This is a genomic window from Streptomyces sp. NPDC014733, assembly GCF_043083385.1.
GTDB lineage: Bacteria > Actinomycetota > Actinomycetes > Streptomycetales > Streptomycetaceae > Streptomyces.
Window position 1 is genome coordinate 207,066 of sequence record NZ_JBIBYO010000006.1, and the last position, 23,421, is coordinate 230,486.

Genomic DNA, 23,421 nt, shown 5'->3' on the forward strand with positions numbered 1-23,421 from the left:
GGGTACAACACGTTCCACCCGTAAGGGAATTGCCTCCGCACCCCTCCGTACGGGACGAGGCCCAGCACCCCACGCACCCCGAACACCGAGCGGGGCGGCGCCTCCCGGCCACCGCCCCGCTTCCTCCGTGCCCCCCGATGCCGGTTACACCGCCGGGGCCCCGATCCGCCGGTCCCGGCCCGCGCCCATGCCCAGCAGCGCCAGCCCCGCACACACCACCAGCATCAACACCAGCGGCACACTCCACCCACCGGTCACCTGATGCACCGCACCCAGCGCCAACGGGCCGACCGCCGCCAGCAGATACCCACCGGTCTGCGCCATCCCCGACACCCGGGCCGCCGTATGCGCGTCCCCCGACCGCAGCACCATCATCGTCAGCGCCAGCCCCAACGCACCGCCCTGACCGAGGCCCAGCAGCACCGCCCACAGCCACGCCCCCGCGATCGGCGCCACCATCAGCCCCACGACACCGCACGCCATCAGCGCCGACACCATCACACCCAGCAGCCGCTGCCGCCGCATCCGTCCCGCCAGCATCGGCACCACGAACGAACCCGCCATCTGCACCAACGTGCTGAACGCGAAGATCAGCCCGGCCTTGCCCTTCCCCATGCCGTGATCCGTGAAGATCGTCGGCATCCAGGCGATCATCACGTACGCGATCAGCGACTGCGATCCCATGAACAGCGTCACCTGCCACGCCAGCGCCGACCGGCTCAGCCGCGGCCCCTCCTCGACGCCGTGCGCCGGACGCGCCGCCGCCTCACCGTGGCGCGTACCCCTACGGGACATCACCGCCTGCGGCACCCAGACCAGCGCCGCCGCCCCCGCCAGCAACGCCCACGAGACCAACGCCCCCTGCCAACTGCCGAGCGCCTCCTCCAACGGCACCGCGGTCGCCGCCGACACCGTCGCGCCCAACACCATCGCCGTCGTGTAGAGCCCCGTCATACCGGCGGCCTTCTCCGGGAAGTCCCGCTTGATCAGCCCCGGCATCAACACGTTGAGCAGGGCTATCGCGGTCCCCACCACCGCACACCCGGCGAACAACGCCACGACCGGCGGCGCGACCCGCAGCACGACGCCGCCGCACAGCAGCACCAACGCCCCGCACAGCACCGTCTCCGTACCCCACCGACGCGCCAGCCTCGGCGCAACGATCGACCCCAGCCCCATGAACACCAGCGGAATCGCCGTCACCAGACTGGTCGCCGTCGCCGCCAGCCCGAAGTGGCGACCGATCTCGGCGAGCAGCGGTGACACCCCCGCCAGCGCCGCCCGCATGTTCAACGACGCCAGCACGATCCCGGCCAGCAACAGCGCCGGATGCGCCCGCAGCTCCCGCCGCGCCACGACGACCTGCGGCGCCGCCGCCAGATCCTCCTCCGCATCGATCAAAGGAGCCTCGGACAACGGGACCTCGGACAACGGGACCTCGGACAACGGGACCTCGGACAGCGGGGCCTCGGATCTGCTACCGGACATGCGTACACACCTCACCAATCGAAACTCGAAGAAATGGGGGACGGAGAAAGGAAGTTGAGCCCCCCAAGGGACACGCACGGCAAGCCCCGACGAACGGAGGACGACAACGCCGCTCCCCAGACCCCTGACAAAGCCCGCCACCAGCGACTACGCCGACATCTGCCGCTACGCCGACACCCGCGGCGGCGCAACGAAACCCCGGGCGAACGCGCCCCCGACGAAGCCCGCCACGGCACCGACGAACGGTCCCTCACGGTGCCGACAAACGGGCCGTCACGGAACTGACGGACACACCGTCACGGGACCGACGACCGGCCGATCCGCCACACACGCCATACCAACGACCCGTCACAAGCAGCACCACGAAGGGCCTCACTAGCGAGACCACGAGCGACACGAAGCGCAGCACGACGCACGGCACCACGAGGACACCGACCGAGCAGCCCGCCGCCCATCACCGCCCGGACACCCCCGCCGACCCCTCACCAGGGAGCCCTGCCCCGAACCGACGGCCCCTTGCCGCCCGCTGCCGCCCGCTGCCGCTGACTGTCACCGCGTCACCGTCCGTCGAGCAGCGTCTCCACGGCACGCCTCGGCTTGTCCAACAGCGCCCGGGTCGCCCGCTCCGCCGCCTCCGGATCCCCGGACGCGATGGCCGTCATGACCGCATGGTGATCACCGTGCACGATCTTCGGAATCGCATGGTCGTCCAACGCCGTGACCAGCGCCTCCCGCACCGAGCTGCTGAACCAGCCGTACGTGGCCGTCAGCGCGGTGTTGTGCGCCGCCTCCACCACGGCCCGGTGGAACGCGACGTCATGATCCGCATGCAGCTCCAGATTGCCGTCCGCGGGCTGCCCGTCCTCGCCCTCCAGCTGCGCCTGGGCATCGAGCGCCGCCTGCATCCGCTCCAGGTCGGCGGGCTCATGGCGGACCGCCGCCAGCCGCGCGGCCTCCGCCTCCAGCGCGATCCGGACCTCCAGCACGTCCCGGATCCCGGCCCGCTGCACCCCGCGCATGATCGCGCCCGGGTCGGCGGCGGACACCACGAACGTCCCCTCACCCTGCCGGGACCGCAGCATCCCGGCATGCACCAGGACCCGCACCGCCTCCCGCACGGTGTTACGCCCGACCTCCAACTGCTCGGCAAGCGCATGCTCGGTGGGAATCCGCTCCCCGACCTTCCACTCCCCGGCGACGAGCTGCGCCCGCAACGCCTCGACGACCGTGTCCACCAAAGACCGCCGCCCCGCCGCCTGCAGCACCATCCGCCTCACACGCCCTTCCTGCCCGGTTGCCCAGTCATCCTACAACTCATGCATTCACGGTACACGGACCACCGGCGCGACGGCTCCCGCGGCCCGCGACCTCCAGGGCCTCGCCGCCCGGGATGCGGGCCGGGCGCGACGGAACCGACCGGCTCGCCCCGTAGAGGGCGAAGGGTGTCGCCCCGCAGGAGATGAAGGGAGAGGCGAGAGTAGGAGGTGAAGGGAGAGGCGAGAGTAGGAAATGAAGGAAGAGGCGAGAGCGCGGAGGACGGGCCCGGCCTACGCCGCCCCGGCAGCCCGAAGGGCGACGGCCACTCGGGAGGCGCCCGAACGAGGGGCGACAGAGGGCCACGGAAAGCAATCGCAGCGGCCAGCCTTACCGGCCACCAGGCCACCAGCCCACCGTCCTTGCCTCGGGTCCGGCAGCGCCTCCCCCGGTGCCCCGCTAACCCCATGTGGGCCCACCCCACTCCGGGGCACCCCCTGGACACCCCGCATCACTCTCCGTAATAATTACTCTCAGCAATTGGAACGATGCGCCCCGCGCATTCGTTCACGGAGAGTAATCGAAGCCGCGACGGTCCACCCACCCCAGGCCAGACAGACGCCGGAGGGCTGTGGCTGCCCCGCAACGCGGTGCCCGCCCTCCACACCGACGACGGGCACCGCCCCGCAACAGAAGAGTCTGTGGCCGCACCGACGACCGCACGGCCCCCCACCGAAGAAGCCGCCACCCACCGGCGACAGCGCCCTCCTACAGCTCCCCGTACAACCGCTCCAGCACGACCGCGATGCCGTCGTCCTCATTCGACGCGGTGATCTCGTTGGCCACCGCCTTGAGTTCGGGGTGGGCGTTGGCCATCGCGACGCCGTGGGCTGCCCAGGCGAACATGGTGAGGTCGTTGGGCATGTCGCCGAAGGCGATGGTGGAGTCGGGCTTGGCGCCGAGGCGGCGGGCCGCCAGGGAGAGGCCGGTGACCTTGGTCAGGCCGAGGGGGAGCAGTTCGACGATGCCGGGTCCGGAGACCGTCACGCCGACGAGGTCGCCGGCGGTAGCGCGGGCGACCTCCGCCAGCGCGTCGTCGTCCAGCGTGGGGTGCTGGATGTAGACCTTGTTGACCGCGGCGGTCCACAGCTCGGCGTGGTCGTCGACGGGGAGGGCTGGGAGCGGGCCCTCCTTGTGGCGGTAGCCGGGGCCGACCAGTACTTCGCCCTCGATGCCGTCGCGGCTGACGGCCAGCCGGAGCGGGCCGGTCTCCGTCTCGATCTTGGCGAGGGCGAGAGCGGCGAGCCGGCGGTCGAGGGTGACGGAGGTCAGCAGGCGCTGTTCGCCCGCGTGGTAGACCTGCGAGCCCTGCCCGCAGACCGCGATGCCCCGGTAGTCGAGGGCTTCCAGTATGTGGCGGGTCCAGGGCACCGCGCGGCCGGTCACCACGATGTGGGCGGCGCCGGCCGCGGTGGCCGTGGCGAGGGCCGCGCGGGTGCGGGCGGAGATCGTTCCGTCTTCCCGCAGCAGCGTCCCGTCGAGGTCCGTCGCGATGAGTTGGTAGGGCAGGGCAGGCGTGGAGGCCGGTCCGGAGGGGGTCACTTGGCGGCGGGCTCCAGGATCTCGCGGCCGCCGAGGTACGGGCGGAGCATGGCCGGGACGCGCACGGAGCCGTCGGCCTGCTGGTGGTTCTCGAAGATCGCGACGATGGTGCGGGGGACGGCGCAGAGCGTGCCGTTGAGGGTCGCGAGCGGCTGGACCTTCGGCTTGCCGTCGACGGTCTCCCGCATCCGGACGGAGAGCCGGCGGGCCTGGAATTCGTTGCAGTTCGAGGCGGAGGTCAGCTCGCGGTACTTGCCCTGGGTGGGGATCCACGCCTCGCAGTCGAACTTGCGCGAGGCGGAGGCGCCGAGGTCACCGGTGGCGACGTCGATGACCTGGAACGGCAGTTCCAGGCCGGTCAGCCACTGCTTCTCCCAGTCGAGGAGGCGGCGGTGTTCGTTCTCGGCGTCGTCGGGCGTGACGTACGAGAACATCTCGACCTTGTCGAACTGGTGGACGCGGAAGATGCCCCGGGTGTCCTTGCCGTAGGTGCCGGCCTCGCGGCGGAAGCAGGGCGAGAACCCGGCGTAGCGCAGCGGCAGCTGGTTCGCCTCGATGATCTCGTCCATGTGGTACGCGGCGAGGGGGACCTCGGAGGTGCCGACGAGGTAGTAGTCGTCCTTTTCCAGGTGGTAGACGTTCTCGGCGGCCTGGCCGAGGAAGCCGGTGCCCTCCATGGCGCGGGGGCGGACCAGCGCGGGGGTGAGCATCGGGGTGAAGCCGGCGGCGGTGGCCTGGGCGATGGCGGCGTTGACCAGGGCCAGTTCCAGCAGGGCGCCGATGCCGGTGAGGTAGTAGAAGCGCGAGCCGGAGACCTTGGCGCCGCGTTCGACGTCGATGGCGCCGAGGAGTTCGCCGATCTCCAGGTGGTCCTTGGGCGTGAAGCCCTCGGTGGCGAAGTCGCGGATGGTGCCGTGGGTCTCCAGGACGGTGAAGTCTTCCTCGCCGCCGACGGGGACGTCGGGGTGGACGAGGTTGCCGAGCTTCTGGAGGAGGGCGTGGGCCTCTTCCTTGGCTTCGTCCTGGGCGGCGTCGGCGGCCTTGACGGCGGCGGAGAGTTCGCCGGCCTTCTTCAGCAGCACGGCCTTCTCGTCGCCGGTGGCCTTGGGGATCAGCTTGCCGAGCGCCTTCTGTTCGGCGCGCAGTTCATCGAAGCGGACGCTGGACGACCTGCGCCGCTCGTCGGCGGAGAGGAGTGCGTCGACGAGTGCGACGTCCTCTCCACGGGCGCGCTGGGAGGCGCGCACACGGTCGGGGTCCTCACGGAGCAGGCGAAGGTCAATCACCCTCCCAGGCTACCGGGGCGGACGGCGGGGCTCGACGCGATATTCCCGCGCATGTCGCAATGCCCGTTTTGGGTTGTTTATTCCGTGGGTAGGAGTGGTCCCGTGAAGTCTCCTGCGAAGTCTCCTGGCGTGGCGCCGGTACGGGAATGACGGAGGGAATTCGGTGGCATTCCGACCGGGGTGGGCGGGGTGTCGTTCGTGTCGTCGCGTGGCGGTTTTCCGCTGGTGGTCCGGCAGGTGCCGGGAGGGTGTCCGCGGGGCGGGATGTGTGGCGTGAGGTGGGGGATTCCGAGGGGTGAGCTGTGGAGAAAAGCTGAGTTGTCCACAGGTGTGGGGGGTGTGGGCATTCTTATCCACAGGCTGTGTGTGAGATCTGTGGAACTCGGAAGTTCGCCTTCCGGGCGGCGAATCATCTGCGGTGGATGGAGTGTCCAAACCCTCTTCATGCACTCTTTCGGGTGGCGTTACCTAGCCCTAAAGGGCTGATCACGGAAAAAGGGGTGACGCGGCGCGGCGTGTGACGGTGTGGGACGGCGTGGCGGGATCTGGGATCGGTAGAGTGATTTGTCGATTCTGTCCGGATCTCGCGAATGTTTACCCACAGGCACCGGGGCGGCCCTGTGGATAACTCTGTGGATAGTCCACAGCGGGGTGGAACACCCGTGGTGAGGACGTCGGGACGGGGACCGTATGGTCCCCCGGCGGTGGCCGGAATCGCCGGTTCGGTGGTCTCTCCCCGTCAGGAAACCGCCCCTCTCAGAGCCGGCCGTCCTGGCAGCGGTTGAGCCAGTCGGCGGCATCGGTGAAGGCGGCGTCGGTCATGTCGGGACGGACGGTGGCCGCGACCTGGTCGGCGCGGGGGTACGAGCCGAGGAAGCGGACGCCGCGGCAGACCCGCTTGAGGCCCATCAGGACCTCGCCGACCCGCCGGTCGGTGATGTGGCCCTCGCAGTCGACGGAGAAGCAGTACCGGCCGATGCCCTCGCCCGTCGGCCGGGATTCGATGCGCATCATGTTCACGCCGCGGACCGTGTACTCCTGGAGGAGTTCGAGGAGCGCACCGGGGTGGTCGGCGCGCAGCCACAGGACGAGCGAGGTCTTGTCGGCGCCGGTCGGCGCGGCGGGGCGGGCCGGGCGGCCGACGAGGACGAAGCGGGTGGCGGCGTTCTGGGCGTCGTGGATGTCGGTGACCAGCGGCTCCAGGCCGTAGGTGGTGGCGGCGAACTCGCCGGCGAACGCGCCGTCGTAGCGGCCCTCCTGGACGAGGCGGGCGCCGTCGGCGTTGGAGGCGGCCGACTCCCAGGCGGCGTCGGGGAGATGGGCGGCGAGCCACTTGCGGACCTGCGGCTGGGCGACGGGGTGGCCGGTGACGGTCTTGACGTCGGCGAGGGTGGTGCCGGGGCGGACCAGCAGGGCGAAGGCGATCGGCAGCAGCACCTCGCGGTAGATCATCAGGGGTTCGCCGGCGGCGAGTTCGTCGAGGGTGGTGGTGACGCCGCCCTCGACGGAGTTCTCGATGGGGACGAGGGCGGCGGCCGCCTCGCCGCTGCGGACGGCGTCGAGGGCGGCGGGGACGGAGACCATCGGCTCCAGCTCGCGGGTGGCCGCCTCCGGGAGCGTGCGCAGCGCTGCTTCGGTGAAGGTGCCCGCCGGGCCGAGATAGGTGTAGCGACTGGCCGACATACGGGTGTCTCCCTCGCGTTCTTGCGGGGAATGTCCCGCCGAGCTTGCGGGGGACACCCCGCCGATCTCCCTGTGCCGTCACGATACCGAGCCCGTGGCGTGGGCCGGTCCGGTGTCCACAGGGCGGCCGCCCCCGGACGCCACCCTGTGGACACCGGGGCCCGGGTCAGCCCTCCAGCAGCGGCTGGGCCACGTAGCCGCCGGACTCCGGGGCGGGCGGGACGGCGTACAGGCCGCTGGCCTCGTGGCGGAGGAAGGGGGAGAGGGCGTCGCCGCGGTCGAGTTTGCGCTGGATCTGGGTGAAGGCGCGCAGCGGGTCGGCCTGCCAGCAGATGAAGAGGAGACCGGCGTCGGGGGCGCCGTCGTCGCGGAATCCGTCGTGGTACGAGAACGGGCGGCGGAGCAGCGCGGCGCCCTGGTTGGTCTCGGGGGCGGCGATGCGGGCGTGGGCGTTGGCGGGGATGACGGGGAGGCCGTCGGGGCGGTTGGCGTCGAGGCGCATGGGGGTGGTCTCGTCGCCGCCGGTCAGGGGCGCGCCGGTGTCCTTGCGCCGCCCGATGATCTTCTCCTGGTCGGCGCGGGAGCGCTGTTCCCAGTCGTCGAGGAGCATCCGGATGCGGCGGACGACGGCGTACGAGCCGCCGCGCATCCAGGTGGCGTCGGCGTCGCGGTCGACGAAGATGCGGGTGTCGAAGTCGGGGTCGGACGGTTTCGGGTTGTTGGTGCCGTCGATCTGTCCCATGAGGTTGCGGGTGGTCATGGGGCGGGCGGTGGCGCCGGGGGTGCGGTTGAAGCCGTTCATCTGCCAGCGCAGCCGGGCGGTGGGGGCGGCTTCCTTCTGGAGGGTGCGCAGGGCGTGGAAGGCGACGAGGGCGTCGTCGGCGCCTATCTGCACCCAGAGGTCGCCGTTGCTGCGCTCGGGGTCGAGGGCGTCGGCGGAGAAGTCGGGCAGCGGGTCGAGCTGGACGGGGCGCTGCTTCGTCAGGCCGGTGCGGTCGAAGAAGGAGTGGCCGAGGCCGAAGGTGACGGTGAGGGAGGAGGGGCCGGCGTCGGTGGCGACGTCGGTGTCCTGGGCGGGGGCGCGCCCCGCCATGAGGTCCTGGGCGGTGCGGGTCCAGCGGCGCAGCAGGGCGGCGGCGGCCTTGCGGTCGGCGTCGGGGGCGAGGTCGAAGGCGACGAGGTGGCCGCTGGCCTGGAGCGGGGTGGTGATGCCCGCCTGGTGGGCGGCGCGGTCGGCGCGGAAGGGGACGCGGGTGGTGCCGATGGTGGTGAGCGGGGCGGGGGCGTCGCCGTGGGCGGCGGTCGCGCCGATGACGCCGCCGGCGCCGCCGACGACGAGTCCGGCCGCGCCGGCGGCGCCGACGGTGCCGAGCAGGCGGCGGCGGGACAGCTCCACGGTGGGCGCGGCACCGGCGGGGGGCGTGCCCGGGGCGGCCGGTGCGGACGGGGCGGTTCCGGGGCGCGGGGTCTGCGGGGGGACGGGTGTGGCGTCCGGGGTCGCTTCGCGGTTGCCGTGCGGCTTCTTCGTGCTCATCAGTCGATCTTCACGTTCCTGGTTTCGGTCACCTGGTCGATGTCGGAGGTACGGACGAGGAGGGAGAGCTGCCACCGGCCGGCGACGGGCAGCTGGACGTCGTCGGCGCGCCAGTGTCCCTTGCCGGTGTGGGTGGCGGTCACCGGGAGCGGCCCGAGGTGCTGGGCGCTCAGGGTGAAGGACACCTTCATCTCGGGGACGTCCATGGTGGCCCCGGAGGGGTCGGAGAGCCGTACCCGGAGCTGGTTGCCGCCGCCCGCGCGCCCGGGGTCGAGGTCGATGCGGGCGGTGCCCTTGCCGTGTGCGCCGCCGGTGTCGAACGGGATGGTCAGCACCTGCGGCTGGTTGGCGTCGGGGGAGCGTTCGGCGCCCGCGGCCTGGAGGGCGGCCTCGGTGCGGGCCGGTTCGGTGCCGGTCAGCACGGTGGTGACGGCGAGCACGAGAACGGCGACGCCGGCCTCGGCCAGTACCGAACGCCGCAGCCCGAGCCGCTGCGGGTCGGCGTCGCGCAGCCGCTTGACGCGGGCGGTGCTCAACGCTGCCCGCTGCCGGGCGAGTTGCGCGGCCCGTACGGGGTCGGGGGTGCCGGTCTCGGGTGTCGAGGGGGTGGGGGCCGTTGTCCGTACGGGGTCGGGGTCCGGGTTCCCGGGGCCGGTGTCGGGGGCGTCCCGGAGCGCGGGCGCGGGGAGCGCGTCGGCTGCCGCGCGCTCCGGTGCTGCCGCGCGCTCCGGTGCCGGTGCCTGACCGGGAACCGGAACCGTACCGGCCGCCTCCGCGGGACCGGCCTCCGCGGGACCGGCCTCGTCCCCCGTCCCCGTCCCCGCCCGGTCCGTCAGGCGTGCCGTCCACCGGCGGGAGATCCAGGCGAGGCCGACCAGCAGGAGTACCAGGCCCGCCTTGAGCATCAGCAGCTGCCCGTAGGCGGTGCCGGTCAGGGCGGGGACGGTGCCGACCTGGCGCCAGGACTGGTAGAGGCCGGTGGCCACCAGGGTGAGGACGGAGGCGAAGGCGAGGCGGGAGAAGCGGCGGACGGCGGCGCGTTCCACCGGCGGTCCCCAGTAGAGGGAGACGACGAGGGCGGCGAGGCCGCCGAGCCAGGTGGCGACGGCGAGCAGGTGCAGCAGATCGACGGGGACGGCGAGGCCCGGCTGCAGCCCGGTGGAGGCGTGTTCGGCGAACGACCAGGTCGCGGCGGTCCCGAGGGCCAGCAGTGTGCCGCCCGCGGTGAGCCCGGCGGTGAGCCGCCGCAGCCGGGCCCGGGCCGCGTCGCCCTGGGGGCCGCGGTCCGCCGCATCACCCGGGGCTGCCCCGTCGCCGTCCGCCGCGGCCGCCCGCCGCGTCCGCTCGTACGCCCCGAAGAGCAGGGTGACGAAGAGGGCCGCGCCGGCGAGGAGGAGCAGGCGGGCGGTGAGGGCGATGCCGGTCTTCGTCGGGAGGACGGCGCGGAGGGCGTCGAGTTCGGTGAGGTCGGCGAGGTCGCCGGAGCCGGTGTAGGGGCCGCGGAGCAGGAGGAGGGCGAGGGTGGCGGCGGTGAGGAGGACCCAGCCGCCGTGGACGGTCAGCCGCTGCACGGAGCGGACACCGGCGGCCGCGGGGCGGCACGCCAGGACGAACGCGGCGCCGCCGAAGAGCAGCACGAAACCGGCGTAGGCGAGGTAGCGGGCGACACCGTAGAGCGCGCCGACCGGCCCGCCGCCCGCCTCCTGCTGCGGCAGCGGTGCCTTGGTGGCGGACGGTGCGCCGATGGAGAAGGTGAAGGCGCCGGAGACCGGGTGGCTGTCGGCGGAGACCGCCTGCCAGGCGACGGTGTAGGTGCCGTCGGGAAGGCCGGGCGGCAGGCCGGTGCCGTATTTGACGGTCTCGCCGCTGCACAGGTCGCGGAGTTTGCCGCGGTCGACGCGGGTGCCGTGCGGGTCGAGGACGCGTACGGAGTCGTCGCCCATCGCGACGCCCTCGGAGAAGCTGAGGGTGACCTGCTCGGGGGCGTGCGCGACGACCGTGCCCTGGGCCGGGTTGCTGCCGGTCAGCACCGCGTGGGCCTGGGCCGGTGCGGCGGTGGCGAGCAGCAGACCGCAGAGGGCGACGGCGACGGCCAGCAGGCGCGCGGCGACCGGCCGCCGGGGCCTGGCGGCACCGGCGCGGGGACGGGCGGGCGCGGTGCCGGTGGGCGGCGTCATGGGTGCTCCCCTTCGTGTGCGTCGAGTGCGTGGGCGCGGGGCCCGGGTACGGAGCGGTCGTACCCGGGCCCCGCGGGCGGTGGGCCGCGGCGGGGCCCTGGGGTGCGCGCGGTGGGTGGCGCTCCCCGGGGCGGCTGCCGGGCCGGCGCGCCCGAAGGCGGCGGCCGGCAGCGTGCCCCCGGGGCGGCCTACTTGCGGGCGTGCCCGGAGTGATCCATGTGGTCCATGTCCCCGGAGCCCGCGCCGTGTCCGCCGCCGGTGGCGGGCCGGTACGTCGCGGACTTCACCGGCACCTGGACGGTGATCGCGTCGGCCTTGGCGAAGTGCAGCTCAAGGGTGACCTTCTGGCCCTCGGCAGGCTTGTGCTTGAGGCCCATGAACATGATGTGGTCGCCGCCGCTGGCCAGCTTCAGCGCACCGTCCGCCGGAACGGGCAGCGAGCTGACGTGTTCCATGGCGTTGCCCTTGGTGGTGTGCAGGGAGACGTCGTCGGAGAGATCGCTGGTGACGGAGGTGAGCTTGTCGGCGCCACCGGTGTTCTCGACGGTGAGGAAAGCCCCGGCCATCTTGTCGGTGACCGGCTGCGGCATGTACGCCCCGGAGACCTTCAGCTGCGGGGCTCTCGTCGTGGCGGCGGGCTTGTCGGACTTCGCCGACGTACCGGAGCCGCCGCATCCGGCGAGGCCGAGGGCGCAGACGGCGGCGAGGGCGGTGGCGGTGAGGGTGCGGCGGTTCACGGGTTCTGCCCCTTGATGAGCTTCGGGAGTGCGGAGGTGTAGTTGTCGGCGGTGGCTTCCTGCATGCCCATCCAGTGGATGCGGTCGTCCTTGGGGGAGGCCATCAGGACCTGCGCGCCGTGGGTGGAGACGACGTCGCCGTTCTTCTTCACCACGGGCTTGTCGATGCCGATGTTGACGTCGCGGGCGCCGCGCTGGATGTCGGCGAACTTCCCGGTGAGGCCGGTGAAGTCCTTGTTGATGCCGCCGAGCCACTTCTTGAGGGCCTGGGGGGTGTCGCGCTCCGGGTCGGAGGTGATGAACAGCACGCGGAGGTCGTCCTGTTCGGCCTTGGGCAGCTGCTTCACCGCGACGGCGATGTTGGCCATCGTCAGCGGGCAGACGTCCGGGCAGTTGGTGTAGCCGAAGTAGATGAGGGTCGGGTGGCCCTTGGTCTTCGCCAGCAGGTCGTACGGCTTGCCGTCGGAGTCGGTGAGGGTGAGGTCCGGCTTCTCGATCGGGTTGTCGAGCGTGACGATCGGCTTGGCGGTGGCGCCGGAGACCGACGCGGCGGGCTTGTCGCCGCCGTCGTCGTCGGGCCCGCAGGCGGTCAGGGTGAGGGCGGCGGCGGCCGTGAGGACGGCCGCGATCAGGGTCTTTCCACGCATGGCGATATGTCCGGGGGTCGGTGAACGGGGGACCGGGCCGGCGTCGCGGGGACGCCCGCCCGGAGGCGGTCAGGCGGTGCGGCGGCGTCCGGCGAACACGCCGAAGCCGACTCCGATGATGCCGACGACGATGCCGACGACGCCGAGCACCCGTGCCGTGCTGTCGCTGCCGGAGGCGTCCGCGGCGGCGGTGGTGGTGGCCGCGGGCTTGGCGTCACCCGCGCCGTCGGCGCCGCCCGCGGGCGGGGTGAGGGCGAGGACCGGCGCCGGGTTCTCCGGCTCCGGCGCGCCCTTCTTCGCCGGTTCGATCCAGCGCACGACCTCCTTGTTGTCGTACGTCTGGAGCGCCTTGAAGACGATCTGGTCGGCGTGGTCGGGCAGCTGGCCGACGGAGAGCGGGAACTGCTGGAACTGGCCGGGGGCGATGCCCTTGCCGTCCGCCGTCCACGTGATCTTCGACGGCGCCTTGTCGATCTTCTCGCCGTGCGTCTCCAGCGGCTTGTCCAGCTTCGCCTCGGTGACCTCGACCTTCCAGCCCGGCACCGGCTGCGGCATGACGGACGCCAGCGGGTGGTCGGTCGGCAGGTTCACCTCGACCTTGACCGTCGAGGCGTGGTCGCGCTCGTTGGGGACCTTGATGTTCACGGTGGCGTAGCTGCCCTGCTCGGCGGTGCCGGGCACCACGCTGACGTGTGCGAAGGCGGGTCCGGCCAGCACCAGCACACCCGCCGCCGCGACTCCGCCGATCACCGGCAGGCGCCGTGCGATCCGGCGCCCGCGGTGCGGCGCGTCAGGGGTGGTGTCCGGGGTCGTCGTCCCAGGGGTCATCTCAGAAGCCATGGCGAAATGTCTCCACATCGGCGTCACGGGCGTCGGCGAACGGTGCCGACGCCGCAAGTGGCAGAAGCGTCAAAGGGGAAGATGTGGCGCAGGCGGTGACGGCGCGGGAGTCCGGCCCGGTCGGGCGGGTGCTGCGCGCGCGTCAGGCCGCGAGGGCGAGTCCGGCGGTGCGGACGTGCCCCGGGGCCACGGCGGGCGGGCCCCGCCGGACGACGCTGTGCAGCAGTGCGGGATCCTCCGGCCCGGACGGGCCCGCCGCGTGGGCGAGCGGTGCCGCGGGTCCGGTGCGGTGGCCGGGCAGCCCGGCGAGGAGGGCGCGGACCAGCGCCAGCGCCGAGCGCAGCGCCCCGGCCAGCGCCTGCGCCGCGGCCTCGTGCGCCACCGGCGCGGACAGCCGGATCAGCCGCCACAGCGCCGCCTCGCCGCGGCGCAGCAGCCAACCGGCGGCCAGCGCGGCGAGGAGGTGACCGAGCAGCATCGGCAGCGACGGCAGCACGGAGTGCGCCATCGGCGCGCCCGCGAAGTGCCCCATCCCGGCCATACCGTCCGCGCCGCCGGTGCCGAGAACCTCGGCGGTGTGCGGGTCGGACGGGTCGAAACCGTTCTGCGCGACGATGCGGTGCGCCGCGTCGCCACCGAGCCGTACGCCGTCGAGACCGCAGGTCAGACGGCGGGCGAGGGCGATCACGGTGGCGTCGTCGAGCCGCCCGCCGGCCGTCGTCACCGGCGCCGCGCAGAGCTGGCCGGCGGAGAACAGCGCGTGGAGTGCGAGCTGTCCGACGGTGAGTGCCGCGGCGATTCCGGGTAGAGATCGTTCCCGTCCGGCCAACGGTGCGGCGACGACGAGGACGACGCCGCAGCCGGCGGCCAGCGTCCACAGCGGAACGGAGGCGAGGGATCCGGCCATGTGCCCGGTCGCGGCCAGCACGACGCAGACCGCGGTGAACACCGCGGCCCTCAGCAGCCGCAGATCGGCGGCGGCGCGCGCGTGGCGGGCGGGGGCAGTCATGGCGGCGCCATCATCCCACCCGCCTCGCCGGCCGCCTACGGCAGGTCGACGCGCAGGGGCGCCCGAGGGGGCCCACCGGGGGACGCCGGGGCGCGCGGGGGCGCACACCCCGGAGCGCACTTACACGGCGCGCTCGGTACTCCGCATCCGCCGAACGAGCGGTGTGCCGCCCCGCGCATGCTTACGTCGCTCCTACGGCGGCAATACGTAACGGTATGTCGAGCCGCGGCCAGGAGGCTGGAGCGATGAGCATGTGGTGGTCACTCCATCTGCGCCGGGAACCGGCCAGTGTGCCGCTTGCCCGGCGCCTGCTTCTGGGGGCGATGGAGACCGCCGGGGTCGATCCGGACATCTGCTATGACCTGTCGGTCGCGCTCTCCGAGGCGTGCGCGAACGCCGTCGAACACGGCGGTGGCGAGGACGGCTCGGACTACCGCGTCACCGCCTACATCGACGGCGACACCTGCCACATCGAGGTCAGCGACTCCGGCCCCGGCTTCGTCCGCGCTCCCCGCTCCACCGACCCCACCCTGCTCACCCCGCCCCCCGCCCCCGCCGACGCCGAGGACGGCCGTGGCCTCTTCCTCATCGAGGCCCTCACCGACCACGTCCGCTACGCCACCGGCACCGGCCGAAGAGGCGCCGTGGTGAGCTTCGACAAGATCCTCAAATGGCGCGAGGGAGCGGCGCTGCCGATGGCGTCGTGAGCGGAGGCTCCGGCACACACCGCGGGCTTCGGGGCGAATACATCTGAAGGGGGCACAGGGCTATGGGCGGAACTTTTCCACCCAGCCTGGTATCCGCCGGGGCAGCCCTGGACCCCTGCGCTGATCCATCCGGAGCAGGCCGCCCGGGCGCGTAGACAACTCCTGGCCTCCGCATGTGGCTTGTTGGGGGCGTCAGTCCTCGTCTCCCGGTCCGCAGGGTGTGCGCGGCCCCGGTTGCTCCGGAGAGTGGCAGGTCGGTGGCAGGTCAGCGGGTCGCCGGCGGGATGACGGGGAGGTCGGCGGGGGTTGCGGGGTGGCCTGCCTGGACGGTCCAGATGCGGCCGGTGCCCGGGTCGGCGAGGACGGTCTCGACGGCGGCGGCGACCTCGTCCGGTGTGGCGAGCAGCAGCCCGCGCGCGAGCAGCGCGGCGCGGAACGGGGCGACGGCCGGGGTGTCCACCAGCCCCGGGCAGACGGCGTCGAGCCGGATCCGGTCCGCGGTCAGCAGCGGAGCGGCGGAGCGGACCAACCCGACGAGGGCATGTTTGGCGGTGGCGTAGAAGACATCGGGGGAGCCGGTCAGCCCCGCCAGGCTGCCGAGGACGACGACGCCGCCGCCCCGGCGCCGCAGCGGCGGCAGCGCGGCGTGCAGCCCGTAGACGACACCGTCCAGATCGGTGCGGAGGGTGTCCCGGTAGGCCCGCGGGGTGAAGTCCTCCAGGGCGCAGCGGCCCGGGACGGCGGCGCCGAGGACGACCGCGTCGAGCCGCCCGAACTCCTCGACAGCACGGGCCACCGCCCGCGCGTTCTCCTCGGGCACCCCCACATCGGCGGCGACGCCGAGCCCGCCGCACTCCCCGGCGACGGCCACCGCGCCCGCGCCGTCCCGGTCGACGACCGTCACCCGCCACCCGCCCCGCGCCAGCCGCCGCGCGGTCGCCGCACCGATACCGGACGCGCCGCCGGTGACCAGGACGGCGCGGGCCGAGGCGGCTGCCGGTCCGCCCGTGCCGTCCGCCGCGGGCGTCACCCGGTCCGCCCCGGTGCGGCGAGCGGCAGGACCGCCACCCCGTCCCGGCGCAGCCCGTGGCGACGCAGGTAGGCGCGGCCGACGAGCCGCTGGACGGCGAAGAGCGTCACCAGCGTGACGGCCAGCAGCACATCGTCGAGGGCCGGCACCGCATCGAGCGGCAGCGTCATCGCCAACGCGACACGCACCGCGCTGTCGACCAGACAGGCGACGCCCCAGAGGGCGCTGCACAGCCACAGCATCCGGCGGAACGCGGGATACCGCTCCCAGCTCTCCGCCAGCGTCCGCTGCCGTTCCCCGTCCACGACGAGCCGCAGCGCCTCGTACAGGAACGGCCGGCGGAACAGCAGCGTGGCCAGCATCCACCCGCCGAGCGCGGCCATCCCCCAGCCGTTGCGGATCAGCAGCAGCCGGGGCGAGCCGGTCACGGACGACATCGCGACGGTCAGCCCCATCGTGCCGAGCAGGAAGAGTTGCAGCCCCCCGATCCGGCGCTCGGCGACGACCCCGCGCACCGCCCCCGCCAGCGGAATCACGGCCCCGGCCAGCAGCGCGGCGAACGGGCTCGCCCCCATCCACCGCAGCCCGTAGAAGAGGGCCAGCGGCAGCCCGGCGTGGACGAGGAGGGTGCGGCTGAGCGCGCTGCCGGTGCGGGGCGTGGCGGTGCCGGACGCGCCGGCGGAGCTGGGCGTGCCGGACGTGCCGTCGGAGCTGGGCGTGCCGTACGTGCCGTCGGTGTCGTGCGCGCCGCCGGTCACCGTTCCGCCTCCGTCGCGCGGGCGAAGGCGGTGACCAGTTCCCGGCCGTACGTGTCGATGTCGAGGGCCGGTTCGCCGCGCAGGCGTACCGCGGCGGCGTCCACGGCGCCGCGGATCATCACCGCCATCGACGCGACATCGAACTCACGGAACTCGCCGCTGTGTTGACCTGCGGCAAGCAACTCCTCCAGCCCCCGCAGACTCGGCTCCTGCGCGCTGCGCGAGGTGTACGCGGCGCCGCCCGCGTCCCGGGCGTGCGGGCCGATCTCGGTGAGCGCCAGCATCTCCCGCGGATGGTCCCGCAGAAACTGCAGATTGGCCTCCAGATAGGCGCGCAACCTGCCCGCCACCGTCTTCTCGGCGGCCATCCGCCTTCCGATGAACTCCGCCCCCGCGGTGAAGACCTCCCGCACGATCTGGTGCATCAGATCGTCCTTGTCGGCGAAGTGGTACGAGATCATCCGGGGGCTGCTCAGCCCGGCCCGCCGGGTGATCCGCGCGAACGACGCCTTGGCGTAACCGAGTTCGGCGATGGTGTCGATCGCCGCCGCGACGATCTGGGCCCGCCGGGCGGCGTTGGTGAACGTCCGCGGGGACGCCCCGGCAGCCGCCTCCGGCTCCACCCCTGGGGCCGCCCCCGGCTCGGGCCCGGCCCTGCCGACACGTTCGCTCCGCCCCGCCTGTCCTGCCAGTACCGCCTGTCCTGCCTGTTCACTCCGCCCGGCTCGCGCCATGGGTCCCCCAGGGTTCAGATCCGTCGTCCACGCCCACGCACCCACCGGACGAACGGCGGTGCCGGCGAGGGTGGTTGTCCCGCCACGTATTTATTCAACCAGATAAACACTGCCCTGGCTGAATCAATTCGGTCGCGTGGTGCCGCACCGATTCCGCCGTCGAAGCCACCGATTCCGCGGTCGAAGCCACCGAAGCCACCGAAGCCACCGAAGTCCCCGAAGTCCCCGAAGCCACCGCGCCACCGCGGCCCCGCCATCTGAGTACCGCGACTCATGTGGCCTCGACCGCACCGCAGTTGGATGCCCGTATGACCGCTCTTCCGTCCGCCGGCCCCGCGCGCACGCCTCCGCGGCCCCGCCCCGTGCTGCTCCCGCCCGGCTTCGTACAGGAAGGCGCGGCGAGTGCGGAGGGCCGGGCGGAGCGGGCGCGGCCGGACGCCGGGCCGACCGGTACGGCGCCCGGCGCCGGTCCGCCCGCGGACGACGGGACCGGGTCGCTCGCCGCGTTGCCGAGCCGGCTGCCGGAGCCGCGCGACCCCTGGGCCGTCCTCTGGACGGCGGTGGGGAGCATCGTCACCACGTCGATGGTGTGGCTCGGCGTGGTCTTCGCCTTCCTCTCGCCGATGTGGTGCGACTCCTGCGACAAGGCCCAACTCCACCGCTTCGCCCTCTACTTCTGGGGCTACTGCGGCGCGTTGCTCCTCCCGGTCGTCCTGGTGATCGCCGGCGCGTCACTGCCCCCGTACAAGCGGTACGCGACGGCCCGCATCGTCTTCCTGACCGCTGCCACGACCTTCTCGGTCCTGCTCCCGGTGCTGTACTACGCGTTGCTCGGCACCGTCCACTAGGAGCGTCGCCCCGGTGGTGGCGGTGGCGGTGCCCCGCCGCGTACGCACCGGTGCCCGCCACGAAGCGCGTGGCGGGCACCGTACGAACCCCCCATCCTCGGGGGACCGGAGGCTCTGCCTCAGAGCGTCGGATGCTGCGGGCGGTGGGCGCAGAGGGCCCAGATGACCCAGGCGGCGAGGGCGATGGAGATGATGGCCCAGAGGGGCTGGTAGGGGAGCCACATGAAGTTGGCGATGAGGCTGAGCGACGCCATCATCACGCCCAGGATCCGCGCCCACATCGCGTCCGTCAGCAGGCCGAGCCCGGTGATCACCGCGACGATGCCGAGCGCCACCAGCACCCAGCCCCAGGCCGTGAGGTCGAACCGGTACACGTACTGGTTGACGGCCGTGTAGATGGCGTCGGAGGAGAGCGCGGTGATGCCCTTGAGGATGTCCAGGACACCGCCGACGATCAGGACGATCCCCGCGAACACCGTGCCGCCGACCGCCCATGCGCGGGTGGAGGAAGCCGGTTCGTCGCCGTGCTGCGGGTGCTTGTGCGGAGTCGCCGTATGTGCCATGACCGCTCCTCTGGTCGGATACGCCCACCGTCCGGGGTACGGCATCCGGCCACCACCCGGGTGCCGCCATTCGGGGGAACCTGCCCGATCCGGGTTTCGGCGCCCGGGACGTGCGTACGGCGGTGACCTCCCCGTACGGCCCTGACCGCACCGTACGGGGAGGGACGGGCGTCAGCCGAGCGCGTCCTCCTGGTCCGCCTGCCAGGCGGTGACCCGGGAGGCGTCGTTGACGGTCAGGCCCTCGCCGGGCGCCTTCAGGGCGGCGGTGCCGTCGAGCGGGTCGCCGTCCTTGTCGCGCAGGCCGAGGGTGAACGAGGTCGTGGTGTCCGGATGTGCGCCCTTCTCGGGGAGGAGCAGGGCGGCGTACGCGGTCTCGCCCGGGTCCAGGGCGACCGTGGCGTGGGCGTCGGTGCCCGGGGCGGTGGTGACGGGCGTCCTGGCGGCCGGGTGACCGATGACCGGCAGGCCGTAGGCGGTGCAGGCGGTGTCGGAGATGTTGGTGGCCTTGATGAGGACGGCCGGGTGGGTGCCTCCGGCGTCCGCGAACTCCACCTGCACCTTGTCGGTGGTGCAGGCGTCGCCCACCTCCTTGCCGGACTCGCCGCCCTGCCCCGCGCCGGACGACGCCGGCGCCTGACCGCCGTCGGACGGGGACGGCGTCCCGGCGGCGGCCGAATCGGCAGGTGATCCGGCGACACTGCGCACCGCGGCGGTGTCGGGGGCGTCCCCGTCGGCGTCGCAGGCGGTGGTGGCGCACACGGTCGCACCGACGACGGCGGCCAGGACGAAGGAGCGGCGGAGGCGGAAGGGCATACGTGGTCCTCGTGGGGCTCGGCAGAGGAACGGCGGGGGAGCGCCGTTCGGCGTCGAGCCTGTCATGTCCCCGGTATACGTACTGGTGAAAGGTACCGCGGAGGTGCGAGGCGTCACCCGGACCTACCAGGGCGCGACGCCCTTTCCGCCGCATACCGGCGCCGGATCGGCAGCGGTGCGGCGGGCGCTGACGCCCCGGCAGCAAGCCGTGGCGCCAACGGGCGACGGGCCGCGGGCCGGTGCCGGACCTGCGGAACTACCGCAACTCCCTCATTGCGCGGCCGCCTTGAGGAGGGCGGCGGTCAGGGCCTCGGCGGTGGCGAGGTTGCAGTTGCCGAGGGCGATCAGTGGCTGGGCGTAGCGCGCGGCGAAGTTCGGGAGGTCGAGGCCGAGCGACGGGAGGGTGATGGCGTTGGCCCGCAAGGCGTCACGGAGCAGGGTGAGTTGCTCCTCGGCGTCGCGCGGCGTGTCGTCCGGGGGCGTGTCGAGGGGGAAATGATCGGTCATGGTCCACCCTTCCGGTGCGTTCTGCGAGGTCCCTCACAGGGTGACGCGGTCGGCCGCGGCGTGGAAGTGGTGCAGGCGGTCGAAGGCCAGTCCGGGGAACCGGCCGCATGTGGTGGCGCGTTGAACGGGCCACCTCCCTCGGGGGGAGGCACCTCCCCTCGCGGACGAGCCCGCCGGCCGTGCGAGCCGCGCGGGGCATGTCGCGCTCGCCGTGCGCGGCCACGGCCGGAGGCGGGACACTCACGGTCTGAGCGGCAGCCGGCCGGAGACACGGAAGAGGGCCGGGCCCGGGGGAGTTCCCCGGGCCCGGCCCTTCGTACGCAAGGCGTCAGCCGTTCTGGGCGGCGGCCTCCGCGCTCGTACCGGACTTCGGCTCCGTACCGGCGTCGGCCGCATCGGTACCGGCACCGGGCGCATCCGCACCGTCGCCCGTCACCGTGGGCTCGTCCGACGTCTGCCGCGGGATCGGCGGGAGCGTGTCCACCGGGGACAGCGCCGCCGCGAAGCGGGGCCAGAAGATCAGGACGACCGGGTAGATCGCGTAGCCGAGGCGGGTCGCGGGGGAGAGGACGATCGCCAGGAGAAGGCCGATGGCGAGGCGGTCGGCGGCGGCGATGACCGTGCGCGGCGGGCGGACCAGCAGCGAGACGGCGACGCCGACCGCGCTGACGCCGATCAGGGCGACCGTCACCGTCTTACCGATCTCCGGCAGCAGCAGGACGATCAGATGGCCGAGGAGCGGGCTCTGCGCGGACGAGTTCGCCTCGCCCATGCCGAGCGGGTAGAGGATCGCGTTCTGGAGGAAGGCGTCGGAGTCGATCAGCGCGGCGGGGAGCGCGGCCAGCGCCGCGAGGCCGACCGAACCGGCCGCGCACCTGGCGGCGGCGCCCTTCCCCTTCGTGACCCAGAGCAGGGCGAGCGCCACCGGGATCGCCGGCCACGCCGTCCACTTGAGGGCGGAGGCGACGCCGAGCGCGAGGCCCGCGGCGCCCGGCCGGTCGCGCTGGAGGAAGGCGAGGGCGAGCACGATCACGCCGATGACCGGCGGATCCACGCCGCCGATGGTCAGCGGCAGGATGAGGACGGGGCAGGCGATGAGCCACAGGGCGCCGGTGCTCGGGGTGACGCCGCCGGGCGTGGCGAGCGGGGCCGGGCCGCGGTCCTTCGTCAGGACGCGGACCGCCCACAGGACGACCGCCAGGAAAGCGAGGAGGGACCAGAGGCGCGCGCTGGTCAGCGGATTGTCGCCGAACAGCGCGTCGGGTATGCCGAACAGCGACATACCGGGCAGGTACGGGTTGAACTGCGGGACGGTGTGCGGATCCGCGTTGTACGGCGTGCCGGACTTCAGCAGCAGCGCGGCGCCGCGCTGGATGACGCCGACCTCCATCTGCTCCTTGTCGATCACCGTCAGATAGATCAGCGGCACCAGACCGGCGCCGACGACGGAGATGATCGCGGGCAGTCGCCCCCAGCGGCGGACCGAGCAGGCGGCGAGGATCGCGGCGACGGCGTAGCCGACGGCGCTGCACAGGCCCCATGCCTGCTGCGAGGTGTTCGGCGGGGAGGCGAGTCCGACGCTGAGGCCCGCGATGGCGCAGCCCGCGAGGACCGGCCAGTCCCAGCGCCGGCCCCCGCGGCGGGTGGGGGCGGCCGCGGCGTCGGGGTGCGTGGTGTCCGTGGCCATCAGCGGCCTGCCTCTCGGCGGGCCCGGTTACCGGGGGAGAACAGGGCGGGCCGGGCAGCTCGGCGGACAGAGGTCATGCCCATGCCGAGTGGGGGGAGAGGGAGGGTCATACCGCAACTATAAACGTCATGTATACGCAAGAGGTATACGCACGGTGTGCAGGTATGAACCGGACAAAGTGCTGAAGTTTCCAGCCCTGTGCCGCAGTCGCCCGCCCGATTGCATCATGCGGCGGCGGCCGGACGCCATGTGAGAGTCGTCATGCCGTGACGCGTGTCCGGAGTGCCCGGGAAAGACCGGGCAAGGGAAGGGGGCGTCGTCTCACAGGGCGAGAGGGCATCCCCCGCCGTGTCCCCGTCCCTGTAAGAACGACACCGGTACCCTAACGCGAATTCGCTCGCGTTAGTGTTTCACGGACGATACGTGGCATGACCCCACACCGCAATACGGAGCCCCTGTGACCCCCGCGCACCAACCGCCGGGAGAGATCCGCCCCGGAGGACGCACCGCCCGCACCCGCGCGGCCGTACTCGCCGCCGTGCAGGACGAGTTGAGCGAGGGCGGATTCGCCGCGCTGAGCATGGAGCGCATCGCCCAGCGCTCCGGCATCCACCTCGCGACGATCTACCGGCGCTGGCGCTCCGTGGAGGGGCTCGTCTGCGAACTGCTCATGGAGGCGTCCACCGCCATCCCGCTCCCGGACACCGGCAGCCTCCCCGAGGACCTGCGGTTGCTCGCCCGTCGCATCGGCACCTTCTACACCGCGGCACCGATGCGCCGCCTGGTCGAAGCGGTCGTCTCCTCCGCCGGACGCAACTCCCGCGCCGAGGCCGTGCTCGCCGACTTCTTCCACGACCGGCTGCGGCTGGCCGGCGGGCTGGTGCGGCGCGGCATCGAGCGCGGCGAGGTACCGCCCGACACCGACCCGGAAGCGGTGATGTCCGCCGTCGGCGCGCCCTTCTACTACCGCATCCTCATCGCCCGCGGCCCGGTCGACGCGGACCTCGCCGAGTCCACCGCCACCGCGGTCTGGGCGGCGACCCTGGCCGGCGCGTACCGGGCGGGCGGCGCGGCACCGGTCGTCGTACGGCAGCGCACGGACTGTACGGAGCGCCGCGGCCCGGCCCCCACGGACTGACGGCCGGGCCGGACGGGCGCACCCTGGAGGGAGAGGCGTCTCCTCGGAGGTGAGCATCATGACGGCGAACACCGTGGTCGGCTGGCACATCGAGATGGAGTTCCAGGAGGACACCCACCACACCCGCGCCGCGGCGCTGGTCCGGCTACCGGACGGCACGGAGGTACGCGGGCACGGCTACGCCAGCCGCCACCCGGTCGACTCCAACCAGCCGCGCGTCGGTGAGGAGGTCGCGGCCGCCAGAGCCCTCCACGAAGTGGAGGAACGGCTGCTGAGCAAGGCCCACGGCGAGATCGACCAGGCGTCGGGACGGACGTCCCACCCGCTGACGGTCTGACCGCGCGCAGCGACGCGACGGCCGGTGGCCCCTTCCGGGACC

At 73.0% G+C, this 23,421-nt stretch carries 22 protein-coding genes; 4 read left to right on the forward strand and 18 right to left on the reverse strand.

The window, feature by feature from the left end; all coding sequences use genetic code 11:
- Positions 1 to 144 precede the first annotated feature (144 nt).
- The 11 genes from ACF1BH_RS16865 to ACF1BH_RS16915 all read right to left on the reverse strand — a co-directional run bounded on the left by ACF1BH_RS16865 (position 145) and on the right by ACF1BH_RS16915 (position 14,257).
- Positions 145 to 1,488, reverse strand: a complete 1,344-nt coding sequence (locus ACF1BH_RS16865) for a CynX/NimT family MFS transporter (RefSeq protein ID WP_391643234.1) — start codon at positions 1,486 to 1,488, stop codon at positions 145 to 147.
- A 557-nt stretch (positions 1,489 to 2,045) separates the two neighbouring features.
- Positions 2,046 to 2,756 carry a FadR/GntR family transcriptional regulator gene (locus ACF1BH_RS16870; protein ID WP_391643366.1) on the reverse strand — a complete coding sequence of 237 codons (711 nt, stop codon included), beginning with the start codon at positions 2,754 to 2,756 and terminating at the stop codon, positions 2,046 to 2,048.
- A gap of 754 nt (positions 2,757 to 3,510) precedes the next feature.
- Positions 3,511 to 4,344 carry an HAD family hydrolase gene (locus ACF1BH_RS16875; RefSeq protein WP_391643235.1) on the reverse strand — a complete coding sequence of 278 codons (834 nt, stop codon included), beginning with the start codon at positions 4,342 to 4,344 and terminating at the stop codon, positions 3,511 to 3,513.
- The gene (gene serS, locus ACF1BH_RS16880; protein WP_391643236.1) at positions 4,341 to 5,630 is read right to left on the reverse strand and encodes a serine--tRNA ligase; all 1,290 of its coding nucleotides are present in this window, start codon (positions 5,628 to 5,630) and stop codon (positions 4,341 to 4,343) included. The genes ACF1BH_RS16875 and serS overlap by 4 nt, the downstream gene beginning before the upstream one ends.
- A 756-nt stretch (positions 5,631 to 6,386) precedes the next feature.
- The gene (gene pheA / locus ACF1BH_RS16885) at positions 6,387 to 7,313 is read right to left on the reverse strand and encodes a prephenate dehydratase (protein WP_391643237.1); all 927 of its coding nucleotides are present in this window, start codon (positions 7,311 to 7,313) and stop codon (positions 6,387 to 6,389) included.
- 166 nt (positions 7,314 to 7,479) lie between these two features.
- Positions 7,480 to 8,847, reverse strand: coding sequence for an iron uptake transporter deferrochelatase/peroxidase subunit (gene efeB, locus ACF1BH_RS16890; RefSeq protein ID WP_391643238.1), 1,368 nt, complete (start codon positions 8,845 to 8,847; stop codon positions 7,480 to 7,482).
- A complete protein-coding gene (locus tag ACF1BH_RS16895; RefSeq protein WP_391643239.1) occupies positions 8,847 to 11,024 on the reverse strand; it encodes a copper resistance protein CopC in 2,178 nt (725 codons plus the stop codon). The genes efeB and ACF1BH_RS16895 overlap by 1 nt, the downstream gene beginning before the upstream one ends.
- 188 nt (positions 11,025 to 11,212) lie before the next feature.
- On the reverse strand, positions 11,213 to 11,761 hold the full coding sequence (locus ACF1BH_RS16900; RefSeq protein ID WP_391643240.1) for a copper chaperone PCu(A)C: 549 nt from the start codon (positions 11,759 to 11,761) through the stop codon (positions 11,213 to 11,215).
- The gene (locus ACF1BH_RS16905) at positions 11,758 to 12,408 is read right to left on the reverse strand and encodes an SCO family protein (protein ID WP_391643241.1); all 651 of its coding nucleotides are present in this window, start codon (positions 12,406 to 12,408) and stop codon (positions 11,758 to 11,760) included. Before ACF1BH_RS16905 ends, ACF1BH_RS16900 begins: the two co-directional genes overlap by 4 nt.
- 69 nt (positions 12,409 to 12,477) lie before the next feature.
- Entirely contained in the window at positions 12,478 to 13,236 is a 759-nt protein-coding gene (locus ACF1BH_RS16910; protein WP_391643367.1) for a YcnI family protein, read from the reverse strand.
- Positions 13,237 to 13,390: 154 nt separating this feature from the next.
- A complete protein-coding gene (locus ACF1BH_RS16915) occupies positions 13,391 to 14,257 on the reverse strand; it encodes a hypothetical protein (RefSeq protein WP_391643242.1) in 867 nt (288 codons plus the stop codon).
- Between the two features lie 245 nt (positions 14,258 to 14,502).
- On the opposite strand from ACF1BH_RS16915, the gene ACF1BH_RS16920 reads away from it, so the two are divergent.
- Positions 14,503 to 14,964, forward strand: coding sequence for an ATP-binding protein (locus tag ACF1BH_RS16920; protein WP_391643243.1), 462 nt, complete (start codon positions 14,503 to 14,505; stop codon positions 14,962 to 14,964).
- Between the two features lie 265 nt (positions 14,965 to 15,229).
- Here ACF1BH_RS16920 and ACF1BH_RS16925 read toward each other — a convergent pair whose 3' ends face one another.
- From ACF1BH_RS16925 to ACF1BH_RS16935, 3 genes are read right to left on the reverse strand one after another with little or no spacing between them, the layout of a single operon-like run.
- Positions 15,230 to 15,994 (reverse strand): SDR family NAD(P)-dependent oxidoreductase, encoded by a 765-nt coding sequence (locus ACF1BH_RS16925; RefSeq protein ID WP_391643244.1) that lies wholly within the window; start codon positions 15,992 to 15,994, stop codon positions 15,230 to 15,232.
- A complete protein-coding gene (locus ACF1BH_RS16930) occupies positions 15,991 to 16,752 on the reverse strand; it encodes a VC0807 family protein (protein WP_391643245.1) in 762 nt (253 codons plus the stop codon). The genes ACF1BH_RS16925 and ACF1BH_RS16930 overlap by 4 nt, the downstream gene beginning before the upstream one ends.
- Positions 16,749 to 17,375 carry a TetR/AcrR family transcriptional regulator gene (locus ACF1BH_RS16935; protein ID WP_391643246.1) on the reverse strand — a complete coding sequence of 209 codons (627 nt, stop codon included), beginning with the start codon at positions 17,373 to 17,375 and terminating at the stop codon, positions 16,749 to 16,751. The genes ACF1BH_RS16930 and ACF1BH_RS16935 overlap by 4 nt, the downstream gene beginning before the upstream one ends.
- A gap of 419 nt (positions 17,376 to 17,794) precedes the next feature.
- On the opposite strand from ACF1BH_RS16935, the gene ACF1BH_RS16940 reads away from it, so the two are divergent.
- The gene (locus tag ACF1BH_RS16940; protein WP_391643247.1) at positions 17,795 to 18,334 is read left to right on the forward strand and encodes a hypothetical protein; all 540 of its coding nucleotides are present in this window, start codon (positions 17,795 to 17,797) and stop codon (positions 18,332 to 18,334) included.
- Between the two features lie 119 nt (positions 18,335 to 18,453).
- Here the strand turns inward: ACF1BH_RS16940 and ACF1BH_RS16945 are convergent, their stop codons facing one another.
- The 4 genes from ACF1BH_RS16945 to ACF1BH_RS16960 all read right to left on the reverse strand — a co-directional run bounded on the left by ACF1BH_RS16945 (position 18,454) and on the right by ACF1BH_RS16960 (position 21,904).
- On the reverse strand, positions 18,454 to 18,897 hold the full coding sequence (locus ACF1BH_RS16945) for a hypothetical protein (protein WP_391643248.1): 444 nt from the start codon (positions 18,895 to 18,897) through the stop codon (positions 18,454 to 18,456).
- A gap of 171 nt (positions 18,898 to 19,068) precedes the next feature.
- Positions 19,069 to 19,710, reverse strand: coding sequence for a DUF4232 domain-containing protein (locus ACF1BH_RS16950; protein WP_391643249.1), 642 nt, complete (start codon positions 19,708 to 19,710; stop codon positions 19,069 to 19,071).
- A 270-nt stretch (positions 19,711 to 19,980) separates the two neighbouring features.
- A complete protein-coding gene (locus ACF1BH_RS16955; RefSeq protein ID WP_391643250.1) occupies positions 19,981 to 20,217 on the reverse strand; it encodes a hypothetical protein in 237 nt (78 codons plus the stop codon).
- Between the two features lie 328 nt (positions 20,218 to 20,545).
- On the reverse strand, positions 20,546 to 21,904 hold the full coding sequence (locus ACF1BH_RS16960; protein WP_391643251.1) for a glycosyltransferase family 87 protein: 1,359 nt from the start codon (positions 21,902 to 21,904) through the stop codon (positions 20,546 to 20,548).
- A 457-nt stretch (positions 21,905 to 22,361) separates the two neighbouring features.
- On the opposite strand from ACF1BH_RS16960, the gene ACF1BH_RS16965 reads away from it, so the two are divergent.
- Together ACF1BH_RS16965 and ACF1BH_RS16970 are read left to right on the forward strand one after the other, a co-directional pair.
- A complete protein-coding gene (locus ACF1BH_RS16965) occupies positions 22,362 to 23,042 on the forward strand; it encodes a TetR/AcrR family transcriptional regulator (protein ID WP_391643252.1) in 681 nt (226 codons plus the stop codon).
- A gap of 58 nt (positions 23,043 to 23,100) precedes the next feature.
- Positions 23,101 to 23,379: a DUF1876 domain-containing protein gene (locus tag ACF1BH_RS16970; RefSeq protein WP_391643253.1), complete on the forward strand. Its 279-nt coding sequence runs from the start codon at positions 23,101 to 23,103 to the stop codon at positions 23,377 to 23,379.
- Positions 23,380 to 23,421 lie beyond the last annotated feature (42 nt).

Excerpts from the sequence above, each read along its gene's own strand:
- ACF1BH_RS16940 (WP_391643247.1), top strand. The coding sequence starts at position 17,795 with ATGACCGCTCTTCCGTCCGCCGGCCCCGCGCGCACGCCTCCGCGGCCC.
- ACF1BH_RS16905 (WP_391643241.1), bottom strand. The coding sequence starts at position 12,408 with ATGCGTGGAAAGACCCTGATCGCGGCCGTCCTCACGGCCGCCGCCGCC.
- ACF1BH_RS16870 (WP_391643366.1), bottom strand. The coding sequence starts at position 2,756 with ATGGTGCTGCAGGCGGCGGGGCGGCGGTCTTTGGTGGACACGGTCGTC.
- ACF1BH_RS16955 (WP_391643250.1), bottom strand. The coding sequence starts at position 20,217 with ATGACCGATCATTTCCCCCTCGACACGCCCCCGGACGACACGCCGCGC.
- ACF1BH_RS16920 (WP_391643243.1), top strand. The coding sequence starts at position 14,503 with ATGAGCATGTGGTGGTCACTCCATCTGCGCCGGGAACCGGCCAGTGTG.
- ACF1BH_RS16950 (WP_391643249.1), bottom strand. The coding sequence starts at position 19,710 with ATGCCCTTCCGCCTCCGCCGCTCCTTCGTCCTGGCCGCCGTCGTCGGT.
- ACF1BH_RS16960 (WP_391643251.1), bottom strand. The coding sequence starts at position 21,904 with ATGGCCACGGACACCACGCACCCCGACGCCGCGGCCGCCCCCACCCGC.
- efeB (WP_391643238.1), bottom strand. The coding sequence starts at position 8,847 with ATGAGCACGAAGAAGCCGCACGGCAACCGCGAAGCGACCCCGGACGCC.
- ACF1BH_RS16865 (WP_391643234.1), bottom strand. The coding sequence starts at position 1,488 with ATGTCCGGTAGCAGATCCGAGGCCCCGCTGTCCGAGGTCCCGTTGTCC.
- ACF1BH_RS16945 (WP_391643248.1), bottom strand. The coding sequence starts at position 18,897 with ATGGCACATACGGCGACTCCGCACAAGCACCCGCAGCACGGCGACGAA.
- ACF1BH_RS16970 (WP_391643253.1), top strand. The coding sequence starts at position 23,101 with ATGACGGCGAACACCGTGGTCGGCTGGCACATCGAGATGGAGTTCCAG.
- pheA (WP_391643237.1), bottom strand. The coding sequence starts at position 7,313 with ATGTCGGCCAGTCGCTACACCTATCTCGGCCCGGCGGGCACCTTCACC.
- ACF1BH_RS16915 (WP_391643242.1), bottom strand. The coding sequence starts at position 14,257 with ATGACTGCCCCCGCCCGCCACGCGCGCGCCGCCGCCGATCTGCGGCTG.
- ACF1BH_RS16910 (WP_391643367.1), bottom strand. The coding sequence starts at position 13,236 with ATGACCCCTGGGACGACGACCCCGGACACCACCCCTGACGCGCCGCAC.
- ACF1BH_RS16895 (WP_391643239.1), bottom strand. The coding sequence starts at position 11,024 with ATGACGCCGCCCACCGGCACCGCGCCCGCCCGTCCCCGCGCCGGTGCC.